Below are 20137 nucleotides of genomic sequence, written 5' to 3' on the forward strand. Positions count from 1 at the left end.
ACAGAAGGTGGCCGCGATCCTTCCTAGGGTCGCGGCCATGTCTTCACCGACCTCTTCTCACGCGAGCGTGCCCGCGCCCGTCCCCTTTCACATCGACGTCCCCGAGGCCGAGCTCGACGAGCTCCGGCGCCGGCTGGACGCCACCCGCTGGCCCGCCGGCCTGCCCGGCACCGGCTGGACCCGCGGCACTCCCGTGGACCACGCGAAGGAACTGGCCGCCTACTGGCGGTCGGAGTTCGACTGGCGCGCCCAGGAGCGGCGGCTCAACGCGCTGCCGCAGTTCACGACCGTCCTCGATGGCCAGAGCGTGCACTTCGCCCACGTCCGCTCGGACGATCCCGGCGCGCTGCCGCTCGTGCTGCTCCACGGCTGGCCGATGTCCTTCGTGGAGTTCCTGGAGGTGGTCGAGCCGTTGCGCAAGGACTTCCACCTGGTGATCCCCTCGATCCCCGGGTTCGCGTTCTCGTCGCCGCTCGCCGAGCCGGGCTGGACCGCCGGCCGCGTCGCCGGGGCGTTCACGCGGCTGATGGAGATCCTCGGCTACGACCGGTACGGAGTGCACGGCGGGGACACCGGCGCGTTCGTCGCCCCGGAGATGGGCCGCCTGGCTCCCGGACGGGTCACCGGCGTCCACCTCACCGGCATCCTGTCGTTCCCGGCGGGCGACGAGGAGGAGGACGCCCGGCTGACGGACGTGGAGCGCGAGCGGGCCGCCGCGCTGGACGAGGCGACCGCCGGGTACGTCGCGATCCAGGCGCGCTCGCCGCAGACCCTCGCGTACGGCCTGACCGACTCCCCGGCCGCGCAGCTCGCCTGGATCGCGGAGATGTTCCATCGCTGGGCGGGCGGCCCGGTGGACCGCGACCTGTTCCTCACCAACGTCACCCTCTACTGGCTGACGGGCACGGCCGGCTCGGCGGCGCAGATCTACTACGAGCAGGTCAACGACCCGGCGGGCTGGGAGCCCCGGCCGCGCGGCACCGTCCCCACGGGCGTGCTGCTGGCGAGGACGAACGAGTACGGCATCCGGCCGTACGCCGAGCGCGACCACGCGATCGTGCGCTGGTCGCAGCAGGACACCGGCGGCCACTTCCTCGCCATGGAGGAGCCGGGGGTGTTCGCCGAGGACGTCCGGGCGTTCTTCCGCGCCCTGACCTGAGCCGGACGCCGATCGGGCCCGCGACCGACGCCGGCCGCCCCGAGACCCGGCGTTGATCGCGGTCAGGTACCGGCCGCGATCAATGGCAGAGTCGTCGTGTGCTGGAGACCTCAGCCCGGCTGCTCCGCCTGCTGGGCCTGCTGCAGGGACGCGCCTACTGGCCGGGGGCGGAGCTGGCCGGGCGGCTCGGGGTCAGTCCACGGACGCTGCGGCGTGACGTCGGCAAGCTGCGCCGGCTCGGCTACCCCATCGACGCGGTGGGCGGGGTGGGCGGCGGCTACCAGATGGGCAGCGGCGGCGCCCTGCCACCGCTGTTGCTCGACGACGAGGAGGCGGTGGCCGTGGCGGTGGCGCTGGGCACGGCCGCGGGCGGCGCGGTCACCGGCATCGCCGAGACGTCCGTGCGCGCCCTGGCCAAGCTGGACCAGGTCCTCCCCTCGCGGCTGCGCCACCAGGTGGGGACGCTCGGCGCCGCGATGGTGACCATGCCGGCCGCCGGTCCCACGGTGGACCCCGCGACGCTGACCGCCATCGCCGCGGCGGTGCGCGACCGGGAGCGGCTGCGGTTCGGGTACGTCGCGCGCGAGGGCGAGGAGAGCGTGCGCGACGCCGAGCCGTACCGGCTGGTCAGCGGCGGCCGGCGGTGGTACCTGCTCGGCTGGGACACGACTCGGTATGACTGGCGCACGTACCGGGTGGACCGCATGTCCCTTCGGGTGCCGAACGGCCCTCGCTTCGTGCCGCGCCCGCTGCCCGACGAGGACGTGGCGCGCTACCTCACCCTGTCCACGGCCACCCGGCTGCACCGCTACCAGGCGGTCGTGACCATGTGCGCACCGGCGGTGGAGGTGGCCGGCGAGGTGCCGGTCACGCTCGGCGTGGTGGAGCCGCTCGACGAGCGCACGTGTGTGCTGCGGATCGGCTCCGACAGCCTCGACCACCTGGCGGTGTGGGTGGCCACGTTCGGGTTCGAGTTCGACGTGCGGGAGCCTCCGGAGCTGCTGGAGCGCCTGCGCACCCTCACGGGGCGCCTCCAGCGCGCTGCCTGGCCGTCGCACCGGCCCCGCCAAGACGGATGACGCGCCAAGACGGATGAGGAGATCGATGGACGTCCTTTCCCGGCGAGCCCTCAACAGGGCCACGCTGGAGCGCCAGCTCCTGCTGGCGCGTACCGGCGCGCCGGCGCTGGAGGTGGTCGAGCGGCTGGCCGGCCTCCAGGCCCAGGACCCCGACCCGCCGTACGTCGGCCTGTGGAGTCGTGTCACGGGCTTCCGGCACGACGACCTGACGACGCTGCTGTACGAGCGCCGGGTCGTGCGGGCGACCCTGTACCGGGGCACCCAGCACCTCGTGAGCGCGGCCGACTACCGGTGGCTGCGTCCGCTGCTGGAACCGATGCTGGAGCGGTGGCGCAGGGGCGCGTTCGGCCGGGCGACGCCGGGCGTGGACCCCGCCGAGCTGGCCGCGACCGCGCGGGGGCTGCTCTCCGGCGGCGTTCTGACCCGGCCGGAGCTGGGCAGGGCGCTGGCCGAGCGGTGGCCGGGGGCGGATCCCGTCGCGCTGGCCCGCTCGGTGCAGGGGCTGCTGCCGGTCGTGCACCCGCCGCCCGACGGGACCTGGGGGCGGCGCGGGCCGACGCCGTTCACGCTGGCGGACGACTGGCTCGGCGCCCCGCCGGCCACGACCGCGCACGCGACCCCCAACGGGGCCGCGGACGGGGCCGCTGGCGAAGCTGTGGACAGGGCGCGCGAGCTGCTGCTGCGCTACCTCGCGGCCTTCGGCCCGGCCACGGTCAAGGACGCGCAGGCGTGGAGCGGGCTGACCCGGCTGCGGGCGGTCGCCGACGAGCTGCGGCCCCGGCTGGCGGTGTTCCGGAACGAGGAGGGCGCCGAGCTGCTCGACCTGCCGGAGGCGCCCCGGCCCGACCCGGACACCCCCGCCCCGGTCCGGTTCCTGGCCGCGCTCGACAACGTGGCGCTGGGCCACGCCGACCGGCGGCGGCTGATGACCGATGAGGGCCGCCGGCACATCGGGGTGTACCCGGCGCTGCTGGTGGACGGGTTCGTGCGCGGGCTGTGGGAGATCCGGCGGGCGAAGGGGACGGCGACGCTGGAGGTCCGCCTCTTCACGCCTGTGACGGGTGCGGAGGAGGCCGCCGTCGCCGAGGAGGGCGAGCGCCTGCTCCGCTTCGCCGCCGCCGCGCCGACGCACGACCTCCGCCTCCGGCCCATGGACTGAGGCGGGCCTCAGCCGCGCGTACGGGCCGGGGCGCGGGCCCGGCCCTCAGCCGCTCGTGCGGGCCGGGGCGCCGTGCCAGCTGCTCCACAGCGCCGCGTACGAGCCGCCCGCCGCCACCAGCTCCTCGTGCGGGCCCAGCTCGGTGATCCGCCCGTCCTCCACCACCGCGACCCGGTCCGCGTCGTGCGCCGTGTAGAGGCGGTGCGCGATCGCGATGACCGTGCGCCCGTCCAGCACCGCCGCGAGCGAGCGCTCCAGGTGCCGGGCGGCGCGCGGGTCGATCAGCGAGGTGGCCTCGTCGAGGACCAGCGTGTGCGGGTCGGCCAGCACGAGCCGGGCCAGCGCGAGCTGCTGCGCGTGCGCCGGCGAGACGGCCGCCCCGCCGGAGCCCACGACCGTGTCCAGGCCGTCCGGCAGGGCGAGGAGCCAGTCCAGCGCCTCCACGGCCGCGAGCGCGTCGCGCACGGCCTCGTCGTCGGCCTCCGGCCGGGCGATGAGCAGGTTGTCGCGGATCGTGCCCTTGAACACGTGGTGCTCCTGGGTGACCAGCGCGACGTGCCCGCGCAGGTCGTCCAGCGGCAGCTCCACCAGCGGGACGCCGCCCACCGACACGGTGCCCTCGCGCGGGCCGTGGATGCCGGCCAGCAGCCTGCCCAGCGTTGACTTGCCCGCGCCCGACGGCCCCACCATGGCCAGCCGCTCGCCGGGCCGTACGGTGAGGGACACGCCGTGCAGCACGTCGCGCCCCTGCCGGTAGGCGTAGCGGACGTCGTCGGCCTCGATCAGCTCGCCGGAGGGCCGCGCGCCGGAGGGGGCGCGGTCGTCGCGCACCTCCGCGACGCCGAGCAGCCGGGCCATGGCCGCCCCGCCGACCTGGAGCTCGTCGATCCACATGAGGAACCGGTCGAGCGGGTCGATGAGCTGCTGGGCGTACAGGGTGGCGGCGGTGACCTGGGCCAGCGTGACCCAGCCGTCGATGTAGAACAGGCCGCCGACGAGCAGCGTGGACACGACGGGAACGACGTAGCCCAGCTCCACGGTCGGGAACCAGACCGTGCGCAGGCCCAGCGTGTAGCGCTCGGCCGCGAAGGAGCGGGCGATGTCGCGGTCGGTCCGCTCGCGCCGGCGCCCCTGGAGGCCGAGCGCCTCCACGGCCCTGGCGCCCTGCACGGTCTCGGCCAGGCCCTCGGTCATGTCGGCGTAGGCGGCGTTCTCGCGCAGGTAGCCGTCGCGGGCCCGCCCGAGGTACCAGCGGGTGGCGAACCACAGCAGCGGCGCGGCCACCAGCATCGGCAGCATGAGCAGCGGTCCGACCAGGATGAGCGCGCCCATGGTGATCGCGAACGTGACGACCGCGATCAGCGTCTCGGGCACGGCGTGCCGCACGGTCCTGGACAGCGAGTCGACGTCGCGGGACGTGCGCGTGATCAGGTCGCCGGAGCCGGCCCGCTCCACCGTGGACAGGGGCAGGGCGAGCACCCGCTCGACGAACTCCTCACGCAGCTCGGCCAGGACCTTCTCGCCGAGCCGGGCCGAGGCCAGCACCGCGAAGCGGACCAGCACGCCCTGGAGCAGCAGGAAGGCGCCGATGCCGCCCGCGACGAGCACGACGTTGACGCCGGCTCCCTTCTCGACGTCCTGGACCAGCTGGCCGAGCTGCCACGGCACGGCCAGCCCGGCGACGGCGGCCAGCCCGTGCAGGGCGAGGGCGGTGGCCAGCCGGCGCGGGTACCTCAGTGTCAGCCGCCGGGCGTAGGCGCGCACCCGCGCCTGGTCGGCGACCGGCAGGATCTCGCGGGCCATCGTCAGTCCTCCCCTCGGGTCACGGTGGCGGCGTAGCTGGGCGAGGACTCCAGGAGCTCCCGGTGGGTGCCCTCGGCGAGCACCCTGCCGTCCTCGACGTAGATCACGTGGTCGGTGCGGTCGAGCACCAGCGGGCTGGTGGTGCACACCAGCGTCGTACGGCCGGCCCGCGCCCGGGTCAGCCGGTCGGCGATGCGGGCCTCGCTGTGGGCGTCCACGGCGCTGGTCGGCTCGACCAGGATGAGCACCTCCGGGTCGGCGACCAGGGCGCGGGCCAGCCGCAGCCGCTGCTGCTGGCCGCCGGAGAACTCCCGGCCGCCCTCGGTCACGGACGCCTCCAGCCCGTCGGGCAGCGCCTCCACGATGTCCTCGGCGCAGGCCGCCCGCAGCGCCCGTCGTACGTCGTCGTCGGAGGCGTGGCCGCGGACGTCCAGCTCGTCGCGGAGCCGGCCCGTGAACAGGCGGGCGCCGTTGTCGGCGACCAGGATGCGGGAGCGGACCTCGTCGATCGGCAGGGCGGCCAGCTCGGCCTCGCCGAAGGTGACGTCGCCGCCGGTGTAGCGGCCGAGCCGGTCGGCGATGGCGATCGCGTCCTCCGGCGCGGCGGCGGCCACGGCGGTGAACGTGCCCGGCTGGAGGGTGACGCCGCTGAACGTGTCGCGCAGCACGCCGCCCGCGCTGGTCCCGGTGCCGCCGGACACCTCCGGCTCCATCGACAGGATCCGCACCACCCGGCGGGCGGCCACGTGGCCCTTGGTGAGCTTGTCCGCGGCCTCGGTGAGCGTGCGCATGGGGCCGATCAGGAACACCGCGTAACCGTAGAAGGCGACGAGCTGGCCGGCGGAGATCTCCCCGTCGAGCGCGAAGGAGGCGCCGACGCCGGTGACGGCCGCGATGAGCAGGCCGGGCAGCAGGATCTGCGCGCCTTCCAGCAGCGACTCCACCCGGGAGACGGCGACCCCGGCGTGGCGGACGCGCTGCGACTCCTCGCGGTAGCGCTCGGCGAACACCCGCTCACCGCCGATGCCACGCAGCACCCGCAGGCCGGCCACGATGTCGGCGGCCCTGGTGGACAGGTCGCCGGACAGGTCGCGCTGGGCCTTCTGCCGGCTGTGCAGCGGCCGTAACAGCGGCCCGACGGCCACGGCCATGATCGGCACGCCGACGAGCACCATGAGCCCCAGCGGCAGCGAGGTCGAGATGAGGATCACGGTCACGGTGACGATCGCCACGATCGAGCCGGTGCCCCGCAGCAGGATGTCCATCGAGTTGCCGATGTGCGCGATGTCGGAGTTGCCGACGCTGACGACCTCGCCCGTCGAGACCCGCTTGGGCAGCGTGGCGCCGAGCCGGGCGGCCTGTCGGGCGGTCACCTGGACCGTCCGGTACGCGGCGGCCAGCCAGTTGTAGACGGCCAGCCGGTGCCGCATGATCCCGGTGTACGCCTGGACCAGGCCGAGCCCCAGCAGGGCGAGCGACCAGAGCACCAGCGACCGGGCGTCCTTGGCGGTGACGGCGTCGACGCCCTTCCCGAGGACGGCCGGCACGAGGGCCTGCACGAGCCACCAGACGGTAGCGAAGCCGATGCCGCCCAGCAGGGACGGGAACTGGCGGCGCGCGTTCCACCACAGGTAGCGGAGCGGGCCGCGGACGTCGGGCGTGCCGGGATCGGCTTCAGGAAGGGAGCGCATGGCCAGTCAAGGTTGACAAACGGTTCGACGCGCGGCAAACCATTTTCACTCTGTGGAACGTTTCTCCCAGGGCCGTCATAGTCAACCCGAGCCGGCCGGTGCGCCCGGCGTGGCGGTAGGCCAGAATCGGTCTCTGTGAGGCACGGGTACACCAACAGCACGGTGGGCGACGGCGCGCTCGTCGTGAAGTGTTACGAGGGCCCCGAGGCGGAGGTCCGGCTGCGCACGGAGAGCAGGTTCCTGCGCCGGTTGAGGGGCCGTCTGCCGGTGCCGCGCGTCCACAAGATCACGCCGACGAGCGTGACGACCCGTTTCGTGCCCGGGGAGCACGGCCAGGATCTGCTGGACGACGGCCGGGCCGCCGAGGTGCTGGCCGCCTGCGGGAGGGCGCTGGCCGGCATCCACCGGCTGGGGATCGTCCACGGCGACTACGGCCCGCAGAACATGCTGTTCGACCCGGTGACGTTCGAGCCGGTGGCGATCCTCGACTGGGAGTGGGCGCATCCGGGCCCGCCGGTCGAGGACCTGTCGTGGTGCGAGTGGATCGTCCGCACGCACCATCCGGAGCACGTGCCGCTGCTGCCGCGCTTCTTCGAGGCGTACCGCCGGCAGGGCGGCCCGGAGGTGCCGTCGTGGGGCGACCGGCACGCGGCGATGCTGACCCGCTGCCGCGACCTGCTGGACTTCACGGCCCGCTGGGAGCCGGGAGGCGGCGGCGAGAAGCTCTGGCGCGACCGCCTCGACACGACCTCCGCCTGGACCGCCTAGCCGCCCGCCGGTCCGCCCTGGCCGAACAGGGTCGGCAGATCGACCAGCAGAACGTCGTCCCTGCGTCCGGCGGCGGCGAGCAGATCCGCATGAAAGCCTTCCATCGAGAAGATCGCGAGGGTCGAGCGTGAGGTGTCGTGGCCCTGCCTGGTCAGCAGTTCCTTCATGTTCTCCAGCCGGTCCAGGTCCGCGGTGCCGCGCTTGACCACTGTCGCCTTGGCCTCACCGATGAGGCCGATGACGGCCCGGCCGGACCTCTTGTCGAACGCGACGACGTCGATCTCGTGCTTGGCCTGCCCCGTCCGGTCGTTGACCACAGTCGCCGTCACCTGGCTCGCGTCGCCCGAGAGCCGGGGATGGGCACGGAGCCAGGCCCGCGCGCACTCCTCGAAGTGCGGTCCCAGGACTCGGGAGACGAACGTCGGCCGCGACCGGCGCCATGCCTCAGCGGACCGTCCCGTCTCCACGAGGTCACGCTGCGGAACCGTGATCAGGTTGTGGAAGCGGACGATGGGATCGACGACCGAAATCACAGGCCGCCTCTCCCACAGGGGATCGGACTCGTAGCGCAGATAGCCGGCGCTCACCAGGGCCTCGATCGGGCGGCCCATCGCCGATCGCGACTGCTCCAGCAGGGCGCCGATCTTCGCCGGACTCGTCGCGCCGTTCGCGACGGCGTTGATGATCGCATAGTGCAGCGCGCTGCCGGTGAATCTGGGATCCTCCCGCAGGAGGTACTCTGCCTCACTGCCGGAGTACAGCGCCTGGCGCGCGTCGAGCACGGTTGCCGCCGCCCAGCCCTCCAGCTCCGCGACGCTCTGGGGAGGGCTCACGTTGGCGAGGTTACGGTAGCCGGGCGATCCGCCCAGAATCGCGTGCACCCGAAATGCGGCAGCGGGATCGACGATCCCCCAGTGCTCCGCCGTGGTGGGCAGGTCGAACGGTCGCAGGCGAAGGTCGATGGCCGCGCGGCCCCGGAGGGCCTTGGTGCCTGACAGCAGCTCGTTCATGACCGACATGGCCGAGCCGCATATGAGCACCCGGCCACCCGGCCCCTGCCCGGCCTGTGACCGGTCGTAGAGCAGCTGGAGCAGCCCGGGGATCTGCGGCGAGTGGGCCATCCAGTACGGCAACTCGTCGATGACCAGCAGCCCACGGCCTTGACGGGCGGTGAGGTCGAGCGCGGTGGTCAGCAGGGACTCCCAGTCCGCGTCCGCGAAGAGCTCCGGCCCGATTCCGGCGTACCGCGCGATGTCCGCGGCGAATCTGCGCCGGGCGGCGATGACGCCTTCCTCCGCAACGGCGGAGACGTAGAGACCGCCGCTGACTTCGGCGAGGGCGCGGAGCAGAAAACTCTTGCCCACGCGGCGGCGCCCGGACACGACTCCAAGGCGGAGACAGCGATCCGGGTGGGAGAGGAACGCGGCGAGTGCGGACCACTCCTGGTCTCTCGACAACACACGCTCAGGCTTACGCATCTACACATACTAATTTGTACGCTTGCCAACGTACAAATACTCGCGCCACGCCGACGACGTCCGACGTGGCGCGCGGGTGACTACTTCGAGTTGGCCTGGAGGTAGTCGCTGTTCATCTGGGCGATCGTGTCCAGCGGGATGCCCTTGGGGCACACCGCGGTGCACTCGCCGGTGTTGGTGCAGCCGCCGAAGCCCTCCGCGTCCATCTGGTCCACCATGGCCTTGGCGCGGGTCAGGCGCTCCGGCTGGCCCTGGGGCAGCAGGCTCAGGTGGGTGATCTTGGCGGCGGTGAAGAGGGAGGCGGAGCCGTTCGGGCAGGCCGCGACACAGGCGCCGCAGCCGATGCAGGTGGCCGCGTCGAAGGCGTCGTCGGCGTCCTCCTTGCGGACCGGCACGCTGTGGGCGTCCGGGGCCGAGCCGGCCGGCACCGAGACGAAGCCGCCCGCCTGGATGATCCGGTCGAACGCCGACCGGTCCACGACGAGGTCCTTCACGACCGGGAACGGCGCGGCCCGCCACGGCTCGATGGTGACGGTGGCGCCGTCCTCGAAGTGCCGCATGTGGAGCTGGCAGGTCGTGGTGGCCCGCTGCTCGCCGTGCGCGACGCCGTTGATGACCATGCCGCACATGCCGCAGATGCCCTCGCGGCAGTCGTGGTCGAAGGCGACCGGGTCGTCGCCCTCCAGGATCAGCCGCTCGTTGAGGACGTCCAGCATCTCCAGGAACGACATGTCAGGCGAGACGTCCTCGACCTTGTACGTCACCATGCGCCCGGCGTCGGAGGGGCCGCTCTGCCGCCAGACCTTCAGTGTCAGGTTCACTTGTAGCTCCGCTGGGTCATCTTGACGTACTCGTACTCGAGCGGTTCCTTGTGCAGCACCGGCGCGCCGTCCGGGGAGTGCTCCCACGCCGACACGTGCGCGAAGTGCTCGTCGTCGCGCAGCGCCTCGCCGTCGGCGTCCTGCGACTCGGCCCGGAAGTGGCCGCCGCACGACTCGGTCCGCACCAGGGCGTCCAGGCACATGAGCTCGGCCAGGTCGAAGAAGTCGGCGACGCGGCCGGCCTTCTCCAGCACCTGGTTGAGCTCCCCGGGGGTGCCGCTGACCTTGACGTTCTCCCAGAACTCCCGGCGCAGCTCGGGGATGCGCTCCAGGGCCTTGCGCAGCGACTCCTCGGTGCGCTCCATGCCGCAGTAGTCCCACATGAGCTTGCCCAGCTCGCGGTGGAAGGAGTCGGGGGTGCGGTTGCCGTTGACCGACATCAGGCGCTCGATCTTGGACCGGACCTTGACCTCGGCCTCGGCCACGGCCTCCTCGTCGACCTCGCCGAACGGGCCGGCCGCCAGGTAGTCGCCGATGGTCGTGGGCAGCACGAAGTAGCCGTCCGCCAGGCCCTGCATCAGCGCGGAGGCGCCGAGCCGGTTGGCGCCGTGGTCGGAGAAGTTCGCCTCGCCGATCACGAACAGGCCGGGGATCGTGGACTGCAGGTCGTAGTCCACCCACAGGCCGCCCATCGTGTAGTGGACCGCCGGGTAGATGCGCATCGGCGTGTCGTACGGGTTCTCGCCGGTGATGCGCTCGTACATCTCGAACAGGTTGCCGTACTTCTTCTCCACGGCGTCCCGGCCGAGCCGGTTGATGGCGTCACGGAAGTCGAGGTACACGCCGAGGCCGCCGGGGCCGACGCCGCGGCCCTCGTCGCAGACGTTCTTGGCGGCGCGGGAGGCGATGTCGCGGGGCACGAGGTTGCCGAAGGCCGGGTAGATGCGCTCCAGGTAGTAGTCGCGCTCGTCCTCGGGGATGTCGCCGGGCACGCGGTCGTCGCCCTTGCGCAGCGGCACCCACACGCGGCCGTCGTTGCGCAGCGACTCCGACATCAGCGTCAGCTTCGACTGGTACTCGCCGGACACCGGGATGCAGGTCGGGTGGATCTGCGTGTAGCAGGGGTTGGCGAAGTACGCGCCGCGCTCGTGGGCCCGCCAGATGGCCGTGGTGTTGCAGCCCTTGGCGTTGGTGGACAGGAAGAACACGTTGCCGTAGCCGCCGGTGGCCAGCACGACCGCGTCGGCGACGTGCCGCTCGATCTCGCCGGTCACCATGTCGCGCACGATGACGCCGCGGGCCCGCCCGTCGGCGACGATCAGGTCGAGCATCTCGTGGCGGGTGAACATCTCCACGGTCCCGGCCGCCACCTGCCGCTCCAGCGCCTGGTAGGCGCCGAGCAGGAGCTGCTGGCCCGTCTGGCCGCGGGCGTAGAAGGTACGCGAGACCTGGGCGCCGCCGAACGACCGGGTGTCGAGCAGGCCGCCGTACTCGCGGGCGAACGGGACGCCCTGGGCCACGGCCTGGTCGATGATGTTCACCGAGACCTGGGCCAGGCGGTAGACGTTCGACTCGCGGGCGCGGAAGTCGCCGCCCTTCACGGTGTCGTAGAACAGCCGGTAGATGGAGTCGCCGTCGCCGCGGTAGTTCTTGGCGGCGTTGATGCCGCCCTGGGCGGCGATGGAGTGGGCGCGCCGGGGCGAGTCCTGGTAGCAGAACGACTTGACGTTGTAGCCCAGCTCGCCGAGCGTCGCGGCGGCCGAGCCGCCGGCCAGGCCGGTGCCGACCACGATGATGTTGAGCTTGCGCTTGTTGGCCGGGTTGACGAGCTTGGCCGAGAACTTGCGCTTCTCCCACCGCTCCTCGATGGGGCCCTCGGGCGCCTTGGTGTCCCGGATCTCCGGACCCTCTACGTAGTTCACTTGACGACTCCGAAGGTGATGGCGAGCGGCGGGGCGAGGAAGCCGACGACGAGGACGGCGGACACGACGGAGGCGGTGGCGCGCAGCGCGCGGTAGCGGGCGCGGTTGGCCCAGCCGAGCGTCTGGAAGGCGCTCCAGATGCCGTGCCGCAGGTGCAGGCCCACCATGACGACGGCCACGAGGTAGATCAGCGTCACCCACCAGCGCGACGCGGCGAACCCGGCGATCATCCGGTCGGCCGGGGCGGAGTCGAAGCCCTTGGGGTTGACCACGCCGAAGGTCAGGTCCAGCAGGTGCCAGACGAGGAAGAGCAGGATCGTGAGGCCGCCGAACCGCATGATGTGCGTGGCGTAGCCACCGGCCTGCGACTTCTTGGCGACGTACTTCACCGGCCGCGCGCGGTGCGCCCGTCTGGCGAGAGAGATCGCGGCCCACATGTGCAGGACCACGGACACGACGAGGCCGATCTCGAGGATCGTCAGCACCGTCCGGTACGGGGCGATGGGCTCCAGCAGCGTGCGCAGCGCGTCGGCGTAGTCGTTGAACGACTCGCGCCCCAAGAAGATCTTGAGGTTGCCCAGCATGTGGAGGATGAGGAAGGAGACCATCACGGCGCCGGTCACAGCCATGACGGCCTTCTTGCCGTTGGAGGAGGCCAGGAACTTCTGCGGCCTCCGGGCGGCGGGCTTCTTCGCCGGTGGAGCGGACTTGGGGGAGCTAACAGGCGCGGTGGCGGCGCCGCGCTCTATCGTGGCAGTCACGTTCTCTGACGCTAGGTATCCAGCGATGATCCGTCCAAGTCATGACGGGCCTGGTTTCCATAGCCTGCGGCTATGATGTCTGGTTTGCACGGCCGGCGTGCGGAAACAGCCCAGGTCAGTGCGAGGAATATCACATGCAGTTGCAGCAGCTCTCCTACTTCGTCGCGGTGGCCGAGACCAGGCACTTCACCCAGGCGGCCGAGCGGATGCGGGTCGCCCAGCCTTCGCTCAGCAAGCAGATCAAGGCGCTGGAGACCGATCTCGGCGCGCCGCTGTTCTCCCGGGCGCGCGGCAACGTGACCCTGACGGCCGCCGGCGAGGCGCTGCTGCCTCTGGCCCGCCGGATGCTGGCCGACGCCGAGACCGCCCGCCAGGAGGTCGCCGAGCTGGCCGGTCTGCGCAAGGGCCGCGTACGGCTCGGCGCGACGCCGTCGCTGTGCACGGGGCTGCTGGCCGACGCGCTGGCCCGCTTCCACCGTGACTACCCGGGCATCGAGCTGCTGGTCGAGGAGGGCGGCTCGCGGGACCTGGTCAGGGCGCTGGCCCGCGGCCAGATCGATCTGTCCCTGATCATCATGCCGTTGCAGGGCGACGACCCGGCGCTGGTCACCGAGGAGCTTCTGCGGGAGAACCTGGTCGTGGTGACCTCCTCCCACGAGCCGCTGCGCAAGCCGCACCTGCGCATCGAGGATCTGCGCGGCCGCCCGATGGTGATGTTCCGGCGGGGCTACGACCTGCGGGAGGCCACGCTGGCCGCCTGCCGGCAGGCGGGGTTCGAGCCGCGGCTGGCCGTCCAGGGCGGCGAGATGGACGCGGTGCTGCGCTTCGTGGAGGCGGGGCTGGGGGTGGCGGTCGTGCCCTCGATGGTGCTCGACGGGCGGCCGGGGCTGACCGGCACGCCGCTCACGCCGCCGGGGCTCAGCCGTACGGTGGCGCTGGCGCACCGCCGGGACGTGGAGCCGACCAGGGCCGCGCAGGCGTTCCGGGCCACGCTCCTGGCGTTCGTGGTCGAAGCGGGACACGAGGGGACGCTTCCGCAAGGGGTCGAGCTCATCGCACAATGAGCTGCAACAGTTCCACCCTGCGAAGAGGCCCACGTGTGACGGCGACGCTATCCGAGACATTGACGCTGCTCCTCGTCGAGGACGACGACGGTGACGCCTTCCTGGTGGAGGAGCTGCTCAAGGAGGCGGAGGCGCCGCCGAGGATCACCTGGGTGCGCAACCTCCGCGAGACCAGGCCGAAGCTGACCACCGCGATCCAGTGCGTGCTGGTCGACCTGACGCTGCCGGACGCCTCGGGCCTGGAGGCGCTGGAGGAGGTGCTGCGCCTCGCGCCGCACGCGGCCGTGCTCGTGCTGACCGGCCTGCGCGACGCGCACGTGGGCGTCGCCGCGGTGCAGGCCGGCGCCCAGGACTACCTCGTCAAGCAGGACATCGACGCCCGGCTGCTGGCCCGGGCGATCCGCTACGCGATGGAGCGCAAGCGGGCCGACCTGGCCCAGATCCGCCTGGTCGAGGCCGAGCTCATCGCCAAGGAGAACGCCCGGCTGGAGCGCGGCCTGCTGCCCGTCGCGCTGCTGCGCACCGACGCGGTCGAGCACTCCACCCGCTACCTGCCCGGCAACCAGGGCACGCTGCTGGCGGGCGACTTCCTCGACACGGTGCAGACCTCCGACGGCGCGATCCACGTCGTGGTCGGCGACGTGTGCGGCCACGGCCCCGACGAGGCGGCGCTCGGCGTCGCCCTGCGCATCGCCTGGCGCACGCTCGTGCTGGCCGGGCAGACCGGCGAGCGGCTGCTGCACACGCTCGACGCGCTGCTGCGGGCCGAGCGCAAGGCTCCGGAGATCTTCACCACGCTGTGCATGGCCACGATCACCCCCGACCTGCGTCATGCCCGGATGCGGGTGGTGGGCCACCCGCCGCCCGTGCTGGTGCGCGACGGCGCGGTGGCCGTGGTGGACGGAACGCCGTCCGGGCCGCCGCTCGGCATCTTCTCCGACGCCGAGTGGAAGGTCATCGATGTTCCTCTCGGAGAGGATTGGGCGATCATGATGTACACCGACGGCCTCATCGAGGCCGCGGCCGGCGAGGACGACCTGCCGCTCGGCGTCGAGGGCCTGGTCGAGCTCGTACGCGAGCACGGCTCCATCGACCTCGACCGGCTCATCCGCCACGTGGGCGTCCCGGACGACGACCTCGCCATGGTGCTCCTCAGGAAGGGGGCGGCATGAGCGACGTGTCGGGCATCCGGCCGCTGCCGCCGCCCCGCGTGACCACCGGGCTGGGCAGCCTGCCGATGGGCCGCTGGTTCGCGGTCGTCGGCTCGGTCGTCACGCTCGCGTTCGCTGCCGCCATCGTGTACACGATCCTGCTCATCGACCAGGTCCGCGCGGCCCGGCCCCGCCCCGAGGTGGAGGAGCACCTCGGCAGGCTGTATGTGGCGCTGATCGTGCTGCTGCTGATCCTGCTGGTGACCGGCGTGGTGCTGGGCTGCGTCGTCAGGTACGTCGTCCTGAAGCCCATCGCCAAGCTCACCGAGCAGGTGCGCCAGGTCGCGGCCGGCGACTACGACCACCGCCCGGCCGTCGAGCACCCGGCGGAGCTGGCGGAGCTGTCCGGCCACGTCGACGCCATGCGCGAGCGCATCGTCACCGCCTGGCGCCGCGCCGAGGAGCAGGCGGTCGAGCTGCGCCGCTCGAACGGCGAGCTGGAGCAGTTCGCCTACGTGGCCAGCCACGACCTCCAGGAGCCGCTCCGCAAGATCGCCAGCTTCACGCAGATGCTCGACCAGCGTTACGGCGACCGGCTCGACGAGCGCGCCAGGCAGTACATCCACTACGCGGTGGACGGCGCCAAGCGCATGCAGCTCCTCATCAACGACCTGCTCGACTTCTCGCGGGTGGGCCGGGTGAGCGGGGAGCGGACGCCCGTCGACTCGGGCCCGGCGCTGTCCGCGGCCCTGGACAACCTGTCGGCGGCCCTGGAGGAGACGGACGCGACCGTCACGGCGGGCCCGCTCCCCCGCGTGCTCGGCAACCGGCACCAGCTCACACAGCTCTTCCAGAACCTCGTCGAGAACGCCGTCAAGTTCCGCTCCGCGGAGCCGCCCCGCGTCCGGATCGAGGCCGTGCGGAAGGACGACGTGTGGGAGTTCAGCTGCTCGGACAACGGGATCGGGATCGAGGGCAAGTACGCCGACCGGATCTTCCTGATCTTCCAGCGCCTGCACCCGCGCGACGTCTACCCGGGAACGGGCATCGGGCTGGCGCTCTGCCGCAAGATCGTCGACTATCACGGCGGCCGGCTCTGGCTCGACGGCGACGCCGAGGGGCCCGGCGCCACCTTCCGCTGGACGCTGCCCGCGGCGGGTGACGACGCATGAGCGCCGGCCGCCCGATCGAGGTGCTGCTGGTGGAGGACGACCAGGGCGACATCCTGCTGACGCGGGAGGCGTTCGAGTACAACAAGGTGAGCAACCGCCTGCACGTGGTGAACGACGGCGAGCAGGCGATGGCCTTCCTGCGCCGCGAGGAGGGCTACCAGGACGTGCCGCGGCCCGACCTGGTGCTGCTCGACCTCAACCTGCCGCGCATGGACGGGATGGAGGTGCTGCGCGAGGTGAAGGCCGACCCCGACCTGCGCACCATCCCGGTGGTCATCCTGACGACGTCCGAGGCCGAGGAGGACATCCTCCAGGGCTACCGGCTGCACGCCAACGCCTACGTCTCCAAACCAGTGGATTTCGAGCAATTCATCCGAGTTGTCCGACAAATAGATGATTTTTTCGTCACGGTGGTTAAGTTGCCGCACCTGGGGAAGCGCCTCTGACGCGTGGACGTGACAGGAATCACAGCGGGTCATCGAAAAAGTGAGTGACCCTTGTCACAAATGCTCCTGCGGGCGTCGTAACGTATCCCCCACCAATGCGCGCCCGAGCGGAGACGACGCCCCGCGCCGCGCGCAACAGCGAACGACCCGGACCCCAGGCGAGTGAAGGGTCCGCGGGAGGTGGAGAGGTCCCCGATGAGCCAGACGACGCCCGACGCGCCCGTCAGAAGGCAACGTGCGCAGATCAAGGTGCGCACACTGCGCACAGACCGATGGTGGCTGGCCCCGCTGCTGACCTTCCTGGGGCTCAGCGCCTTCCTCGTCTACGGCGTGTGGGCCATCTTCGACACCCCGTACTACGTGCCGGGGCCGGAGTACATCGCGCCGTTCTCCTCGCCCTGCCTGGCGACCTCCTGCCCCGAGGGGGCGAGGCTCTTCGGCCTGGCGCCCTTCGGCGACTGGTACACGCTGCCGCCCGGCCTGCTGATCCTCGGCCTGCCCGGCGGGTTCCGGCTGACGTGCTACTACTACCGCAAGTCCTACTACCGCTCGTTCTGGCTGTCGCCGCCCGCGTGCGCCGTCCAGGAGCCGCACGGCAAGTACACCGGCGAGACCCGCTTCCCGCTGATCATCCAGAACATCCACCGGTACTTCTTCTACGGTGCCATCGTCATCGGCGCCATCCTCGCCTACGACGCGATCCTCGCGCTCGTCCACCGGCCGAACGGCCTCGGCTCCTGGATCCTGCTGCTCAACGCCGTCCTGATCGCCGCGTACACGCTGTCGTGCCACTCGTGCCGGCACATCACCGCGGGCCGGCTGAACCACTTCTCCCGTCACCCGCTCCGCTACCGCGCCTGGACCTTCGTCTCCAAGCTCAACGCCAAGCACCAGCCCCTCGCGTGGGCCTCGATGTTCTCCGTCATGGGCGCCGACTTCTACGTCCGCCTGGTCGCCAAGGGCATCATCGCCTTCCCGTACGCGTAAGGAATCTCAGTGGAAATCGAGCGTCACGAATACGACGTCGTCGTCATCGGCGCGGGCGGCGCCGGGCTTCGGGCCGCCATCGAGGCCCGCCAGCAGGGCAAGCGCACCGCCATCGTGTGCAAGTCGCTGTTCGGCAAGGCCCACACGGTCATGGCCGAGGGCGGGGCCGCCGCCGCGATGGGCAACGTCAACTCCGACGACAACTGGATGGTGCACTTCCGTGACACCATGCGCGGCGGCAAGTTCCTGAACAACTGGCGGATGGCCGAGCTGCACGCCAAGGAGGCCCCCGACCGGGTCTGGGAGCTGGAGGCGTGGGGCGCGCTGTTCGACCGCACCAAGGACGGCAAGATCAGCCAGCGCAACTTCGGCGGCCACGAGTACCCGCGCCTGGCGCACGTCGGCGACCGCACCGGCCTGGAGCTGATCCGCACCCTCCAGCAGCGCGTCGTCGCCCTCCAGCAGGAGGACTACGAGCAGCACGGCGACTACGAGGCCTACATCAAGGTCTTCGCCGAGTGCACGATCACCCGCCTGCTCAAGGACGGCGAGCGCATCTCGGGGGCCTTCGGCTACTGGCGCGAGAGCGGCAACCTCGTCGTCCTCGACGCCCCGGCCGTGGTGCTCGCCACCGGCGGCATCGGCAAGTCGTACGTGGTGACCTCCAACTCCTGGGAGTACACCGGCGACGGCCACGCCCTGGCGCTGCTGGCGGGGGCCAACCTCATCAACATGGAGTTCATCCAGTTCCACCCCACGGGGATGGTCTGGCCGCCGTCCGTGCGCGGCATCCTCGTCACCGAGTCGGTCCGCGGCGACGGCGGCGTGCTGCGCAACTCCGACGGCGAGCGCTTCATGTTCAACTACATCCCCGAGGTGTTCAAGGACAAGTACGCCACCACCGAGGAGGAGGGCGACCGCTGGTACACCGACCAGGCCAACAACCGGCGGCCCCCGGAGCTGCTGCCCCGTGACGAGGTGGCCCGCGCCATCAACTCCGAGGTGAAGGCGGGGCGCGGCTCACCCCAGGGCGGCGTCTTCCTCGACGTCTCCACCCGCCTGCCGGCCGAGGAGATCAGGCGGCGGCTGCCGTCGATGTACCACCAGTTCAAAGAGCTGGCCGACGTCGACATCACCGCCGAGCCCATGCAGGTGGGCCCGACCTGCCACTACATCATGGGCGGCGTCGAGGTCGACGCCGACACGGGCGCCGCCGCCGTGCCCGGCCTGTTCGCCGCGGGCGAGGTCTCCGGCGGCATGCACGGCTCCAACCGCCTCGGCGGCAACTCCCTGTCCGACCTGCTGGTCTTCGGCCGGCGCGCGGGCGCGGGCGCCGCCGCGTACGTGGACGCGCTGCCCGCCCGGCCCAAGGTCGTCCAGGAGCTGGTGGACGAGGCCCGGGAGGAGGCGCTGGCCCCGCTGCAGCGCGCCGGCGAGAACCCGTACGAGGTGCACCACGAGCTCCAGCGCACGATGAACGAGCTGGTCGGCATCATCCGCAAGGCCGAGGAGGTCTCCGAGGCCCTGGAGGTCGTCGAGAAGCTCAAGGAGCGGGTCCGCCTCGTCGGCGCCGCCGGGTCCCGGATCTACAACCCCGGCTGGCACCTGGCGCTCGACCTGCGCAACATGGTCCTGGTCTCCGAGTGTGTGGCCCGCGCCGCGCTGCTGCGCGAGGAGAGCCGCGGCGGTCACACCCGCGACGACTTCCCCGGCATGAACCCCGCGTGGCGCCGCAAGCTGCTCGTCTGCTCCACGGCCGACGGCTCCTCGGTCACGGTCGAGGAGAAGACCCAGCCGGCGATGCGCGACGACCTGATCACGCTGTTCGAGCGCGACGAGCTGAAGAAGTACCTCACCGACGAAGAGATGACAGAGTTCGACGGGATTTCGAGATGAGCTACAAGGCGAAGTTCAAAGTCTGGCGCGGTGAGGGCGGAGAGGGCAAGCTCGAGGACTTCACCGTCGAGGTGAACGAGGGCGAGGTCGTCCTCGACATCATCCATCGCCTCCAGGCCACCCAGGCGCCCGACCTGGCGGTCCGCTGGAACTGCAAGGCCGGCAAGTGCGGCTCCTGCTCCATGGAGATCAACGGCAAGCCGCGGCTGGGCTGCATGACCCGGATGTCCACCTTCGAGGAGGACGAGACGATCACGGTCACCCCGATGCGGACCTTCCCCGTCATCAAGGACCTGGTCACGGACGTCTCGTTCAACTACCAGAAGGCGCGGGAGATCCCCTCGTTCACGCCCCCGTCGGGGGTACGGCCGGGCGAGTACCGCATGAAGCAGATCGACGTCGAGCGGTCCCAGGAGTTCCGCAAGTGCATCGAGTGCTTCATGTGCAACAACGTCTGCCACGTCATCCGTGACCACGAGGAGAACAAGACGTCCTTCGCGGGGCCGCGCTTCCTCATGCGCATCGCGGAGCTCGACATGCACCCGTACGACGTGGCCGAGCGCCAGGAGTCGGCGCAGGAGGAGCACGGGCTCGGCTACTGCAACATCACCAAGTGCTGCACCGAGGTCTGCCCCGAGCACATCAAGATCACCGACAACGCGCTGATCCCGATGAAGGAGCGCGTGGTGGACCGCAAGTACGACCCGCTGGTGTGGCTCGGCAACAAGATCTTCCGTCGCCCGAAGTGACCCGCGTCTGAAAGCGCCGAGGCGGCCGGTG

17 protein-coding genes are annotated in these 20137 nt (G+C 71.5%); 11 read left to right on the forward strand and 6 right to left on the reverse strand.

Annotated elements, in window-relative coordinates; translation table 11 throughout:
• Positions 1–37 precede the first annotated feature (37 nt).
• The 3 genes from ACIBG4_RS14730 to ACIBG4_RS14740 all read left to right on the forward strand — a co-directional run bounded on the left by ACIBG4_RS14730 (position 38) and on the right by ACIBG4_RS14740 (position 3397).
• Entirely contained in the window at positions 38–1159 is a 1122-nt protein-coding gene (locus tag ACIBG4_RS14730; protein ID WP_397202215.1) for an epoxide hydrolase family protein, read from the forward strand.
• A gap of 98 nt (positions 1160–1257) precedes the next feature.
• The gene (locus ACIBG4_RS14735; protein ID WP_397202216.1) at positions 1258–2238 is read left to right on the forward strand and encodes a helix-turn-helix transcriptional regulator; all 981 of its coding nucleotides are present in this window, start codon (positions 1258–1260) and stop codon (positions 2236–2238) included.
• A gap of 25 nt (positions 2239–2263) precedes the next feature.
• Positions 2264–3397 (forward strand): winged helix DNA-binding domain-containing protein, encoded by a 1134-nt coding sequence (locus ACIBG4_RS14740; protein WP_397202217.1) that lies wholly within the window; start codon positions 2264–2266, stop codon positions 3395–3397.
• Between the two features lie 45 nt (positions 3398–3442).
• Here ACIBG4_RS14740 and ACIBG4_RS14745 read toward each other — a convergent pair whose 3' ends face one another.
• Together ACIBG4_RS14745 and ACIBG4_RS14750 are read right to left on the reverse strand one after the other, a co-directional pair.
• Positions 3443–5200, reverse strand: coding sequence for an ABC transporter ATP-binding protein (locus ACIBG4_RS14745; RefSeq protein WP_397202218.1), 1758 nt, complete (start codon positions 5198–5200; stop codon positions 3443–3445).
• Between the two features lie 2 nt (positions 5201–5202).
• Entirely contained in the window at positions 5203–6891 is a 1689-nt protein-coding gene (locus ACIBG4_RS14750; RefSeq protein WP_397202219.1) for an ABC transporter ATP-binding protein, read from the reverse strand.
• A gap of 135 nt (positions 6892–7026) precedes the next feature.
• Here ACIBG4_RS14750 and ACIBG4_RS14755 point away from each other — a divergent pair, with 135 nt between their 5' ends.
• The gene (locus ACIBG4_RS14755; RefSeq protein ID WP_310712840.1) at positions 7027–7659 is read left to right on the forward strand and encodes a phosphotransferase; all 633 of its coding nucleotides are present in this window, start codon (positions 7027–7029) and stop codon (positions 7657–7659) included.
• On the opposite strand, the gene ACIBG4_RS14760 is transcribed toward ACIBG4_RS14755, so the two are convergent.
• From ACIBG4_RS14760 to ACIBG4_RS14775, 4 genes are all read right to left on the reverse strand, one after another.
• Complete coding sequence (locus ACIBG4_RS14760; protein ID WP_397202220.1) at positions 7656–9023, reverse strand: ATP-binding protein; 1368 nt, start codon at positions 9021–9023, stop codon at positions 7656–7658. The two genes, ACIBG4_RS14755 and ACIBG4_RS14760, sit on opposite strands and share 4 nt — an antisense overlap.
• Positions 9024–9217: 194 nt before the next feature.
• A complete protein-coding gene (locus ACIBG4_RS14765) occupies positions 9218–9958 on the reverse strand; it encodes a succinate dehydrogenase/fumarate reductase iron-sulfur subunit (RefSeq protein WP_355449561.1) in 741 nt (246 codons plus the stop codon).
• Positions 9955–11880 carry a fumarate reductase/succinate dehydrogenase flavoprotein subunit gene (locus ACIBG4_RS14770; RefSeq protein ID WP_397202221.1) on the reverse strand — a complete coding sequence of 642 codons (1926 nt, stop codon included), beginning with the start codon at positions 11878–11880 and terminating at the stop codon, positions 9955–9957. Before ACIBG4_RS14770 ends, ACIBG4_RS14765 begins: the two co-directional genes overlap by 4 nt.
• On the reverse strand, positions 11877–12641 hold the full coding sequence (locus tag ACIBG4_RS14775; protein ID WP_397202222.1) for a succinate dehydrogenase cytochrome b subunit: 765 nt from the start codon (positions 12639–12641) through the stop codon (positions 11877–11879). Before ACIBG4_RS14775 ends, ACIBG4_RS14770 begins: the two co-directional genes overlap by 4 nt.
• A gap of 134 nt (positions 12642–12775) precedes the next feature.
• Between ACIBG4_RS14775 and ACIBG4_RS14780 the strand changes: the two genes are divergently transcribed.
• From ACIBG4_RS14780 to ACIBG4_RS14810, 7 genes are all read left to right on the forward strand, one after another.
• Positions 12776–13705 (forward strand): LysR substrate-binding domain-containing protein, encoded by a 930-nt coding sequence (locus ACIBG4_RS14780; protein WP_310712832.1) that lies wholly within the window; start codon positions 12776–12778, stop codon positions 13703–13705.
• A 35-nt stretch (positions 13706–13740) separates the two neighbouring features.
• The gene (locus ACIBG4_RS14785; RefSeq protein ID WP_397202223.1) at positions 13741–14877 is read left to right on the forward strand and encodes a PP2C family protein-serine/threonine phosphatase; all 1137 of its coding nucleotides are present in this window, start codon (positions 13741–13743) and stop codon (positions 14875–14877) included.
• Positions 14874–16028 carry an ATP-binding protein gene (locus ACIBG4_RS14790; protein WP_397202224.1) on the forward strand — a complete coding sequence of 385 codons (1155 nt, stop codon included), beginning with the start codon at positions 14874–14876 and terminating at the stop codon, positions 16026–16028. Before ACIBG4_RS14785 ends, ACIBG4_RS14790 begins: the two co-directional genes overlap by 4 nt.
• Entirely contained in the window at positions 16025–16474 is a 450-nt protein-coding gene (locus ACIBG4_RS14795) for a response regulator (protein WP_397202225.1), read from the forward strand. The genes ACIBG4_RS14790 and ACIBG4_RS14795 overlap by 4 nt, the downstream gene beginning before the upstream one ends.
• 195 nt (positions 16475–16669) lie before the next feature.
• The gene (locus tag ACIBG4_RS14800) at positions 16670–17461 is read left to right on the forward strand and encodes a hypothetical protein (protein WP_310712825.1); all 792 of its coding nucleotides are present in this window, start codon (positions 16670–16672) and stop codon (positions 17459–17461) included.
• A 9-nt stretch (positions 17462–17470) separates the two neighbouring features.
• Positions 17471–19357 (forward strand): fumarate reductase/succinate dehydrogenase flavoprotein subunit, encoded by a 1887-nt coding sequence (locus ACIBG4_RS14805; protein WP_397202226.1) that lies wholly within the window; start codon positions 17471–17473, stop codon positions 19355–19357.
• Positions 19354–20106 carry a succinate dehydrogenase/fumarate reductase iron-sulfur subunit gene (locus tag ACIBG4_RS14810; protein WP_310712822.1) on the forward strand — a complete coding sequence of 251 codons (753 nt, stop codon included), beginning with the start codon at positions 19354–19356 and terminating at the stop codon, positions 20104–20106. The genes ACIBG4_RS14805 and ACIBG4_RS14810 overlap by 4 nt, the downstream gene beginning before the upstream one ends.
• The last annotated feature ends 31 nt before the right edge of the window (positions 20107–20137 follow it).

The organism is Nonomuraea sp. NPDC050383 (assembly GCF_044459125.1).
Taxonomy (GTDB): Bacteria; Actinomycetota; Actinomycetes; order Streptosporangiales; family Streptosporangiaceae; genus Nonomuraea.

Coding starts and splice junctions, on each gene's coding strand:
- ACIBG4_RS14730 (WP_397202215.1), top strand. CDS start 38: ATGTCTTCACCGACCTCTTCTCACGCGAGCGTGCCCGCGCCCGTCCCC.
- ACIBG4_RS14740 (WP_397202217.1), top strand. CDS start 2,264: ATGGACGTCCTTTCCCGGCGAGCCCTCAACAGGGCCACGCTGGAGCGC.
- ACIBG4_RS14745 (WP_397202218.1), bottom strand. CDS start 5,200: ATGGCCCGCGAGATCCTGCCGGTCGCCGACCAGGCGCGGGTGCGCGCC.
- ACIBG4_RS14750 (WP_397202219.1), bottom strand. CDS start 6,891: ATGCGCTCCCTTCCTGAAGCCGATCCCGGCACGCCCGACGTCCGCGGC.
- ACIBG4_RS14780 (WP_310712832.1), top strand. CDS start 12,776: ATGCAGTTGCAGCAGCTCTCCTACTTCGTCGCGGTGGCCGAGACCAGG.
- ACIBG4_RS14790 (WP_397202224.1), top strand. CDS start 14,874: ATGAGCGACGTGTCGGGCATCCGGCCGCTGCCGCCGCCCCGCGTGACC.
- ACIBG4_RS14795 (WP_397202225.1), top strand. CDS start 16,025: ATGAGCGCCGGCCGCCCGATCGAGGTGCTGCTGGTGGAGGACGACCAG.
- ACIBG4_RS14800 (WP_310712825.1), top strand. CDS start 16,670: ATGAGCCAGACGACGCCCGACGCGCCCGTCAGAAGGCAACGTGCGCAG.
- ACIBG4_RS14810 (WP_310712822.1), top strand. CDS start 19,354: ATGAGCTACAAGGCGAAGTTCAAAGTCTGGCGCGGTGAGGGCGGAGAG.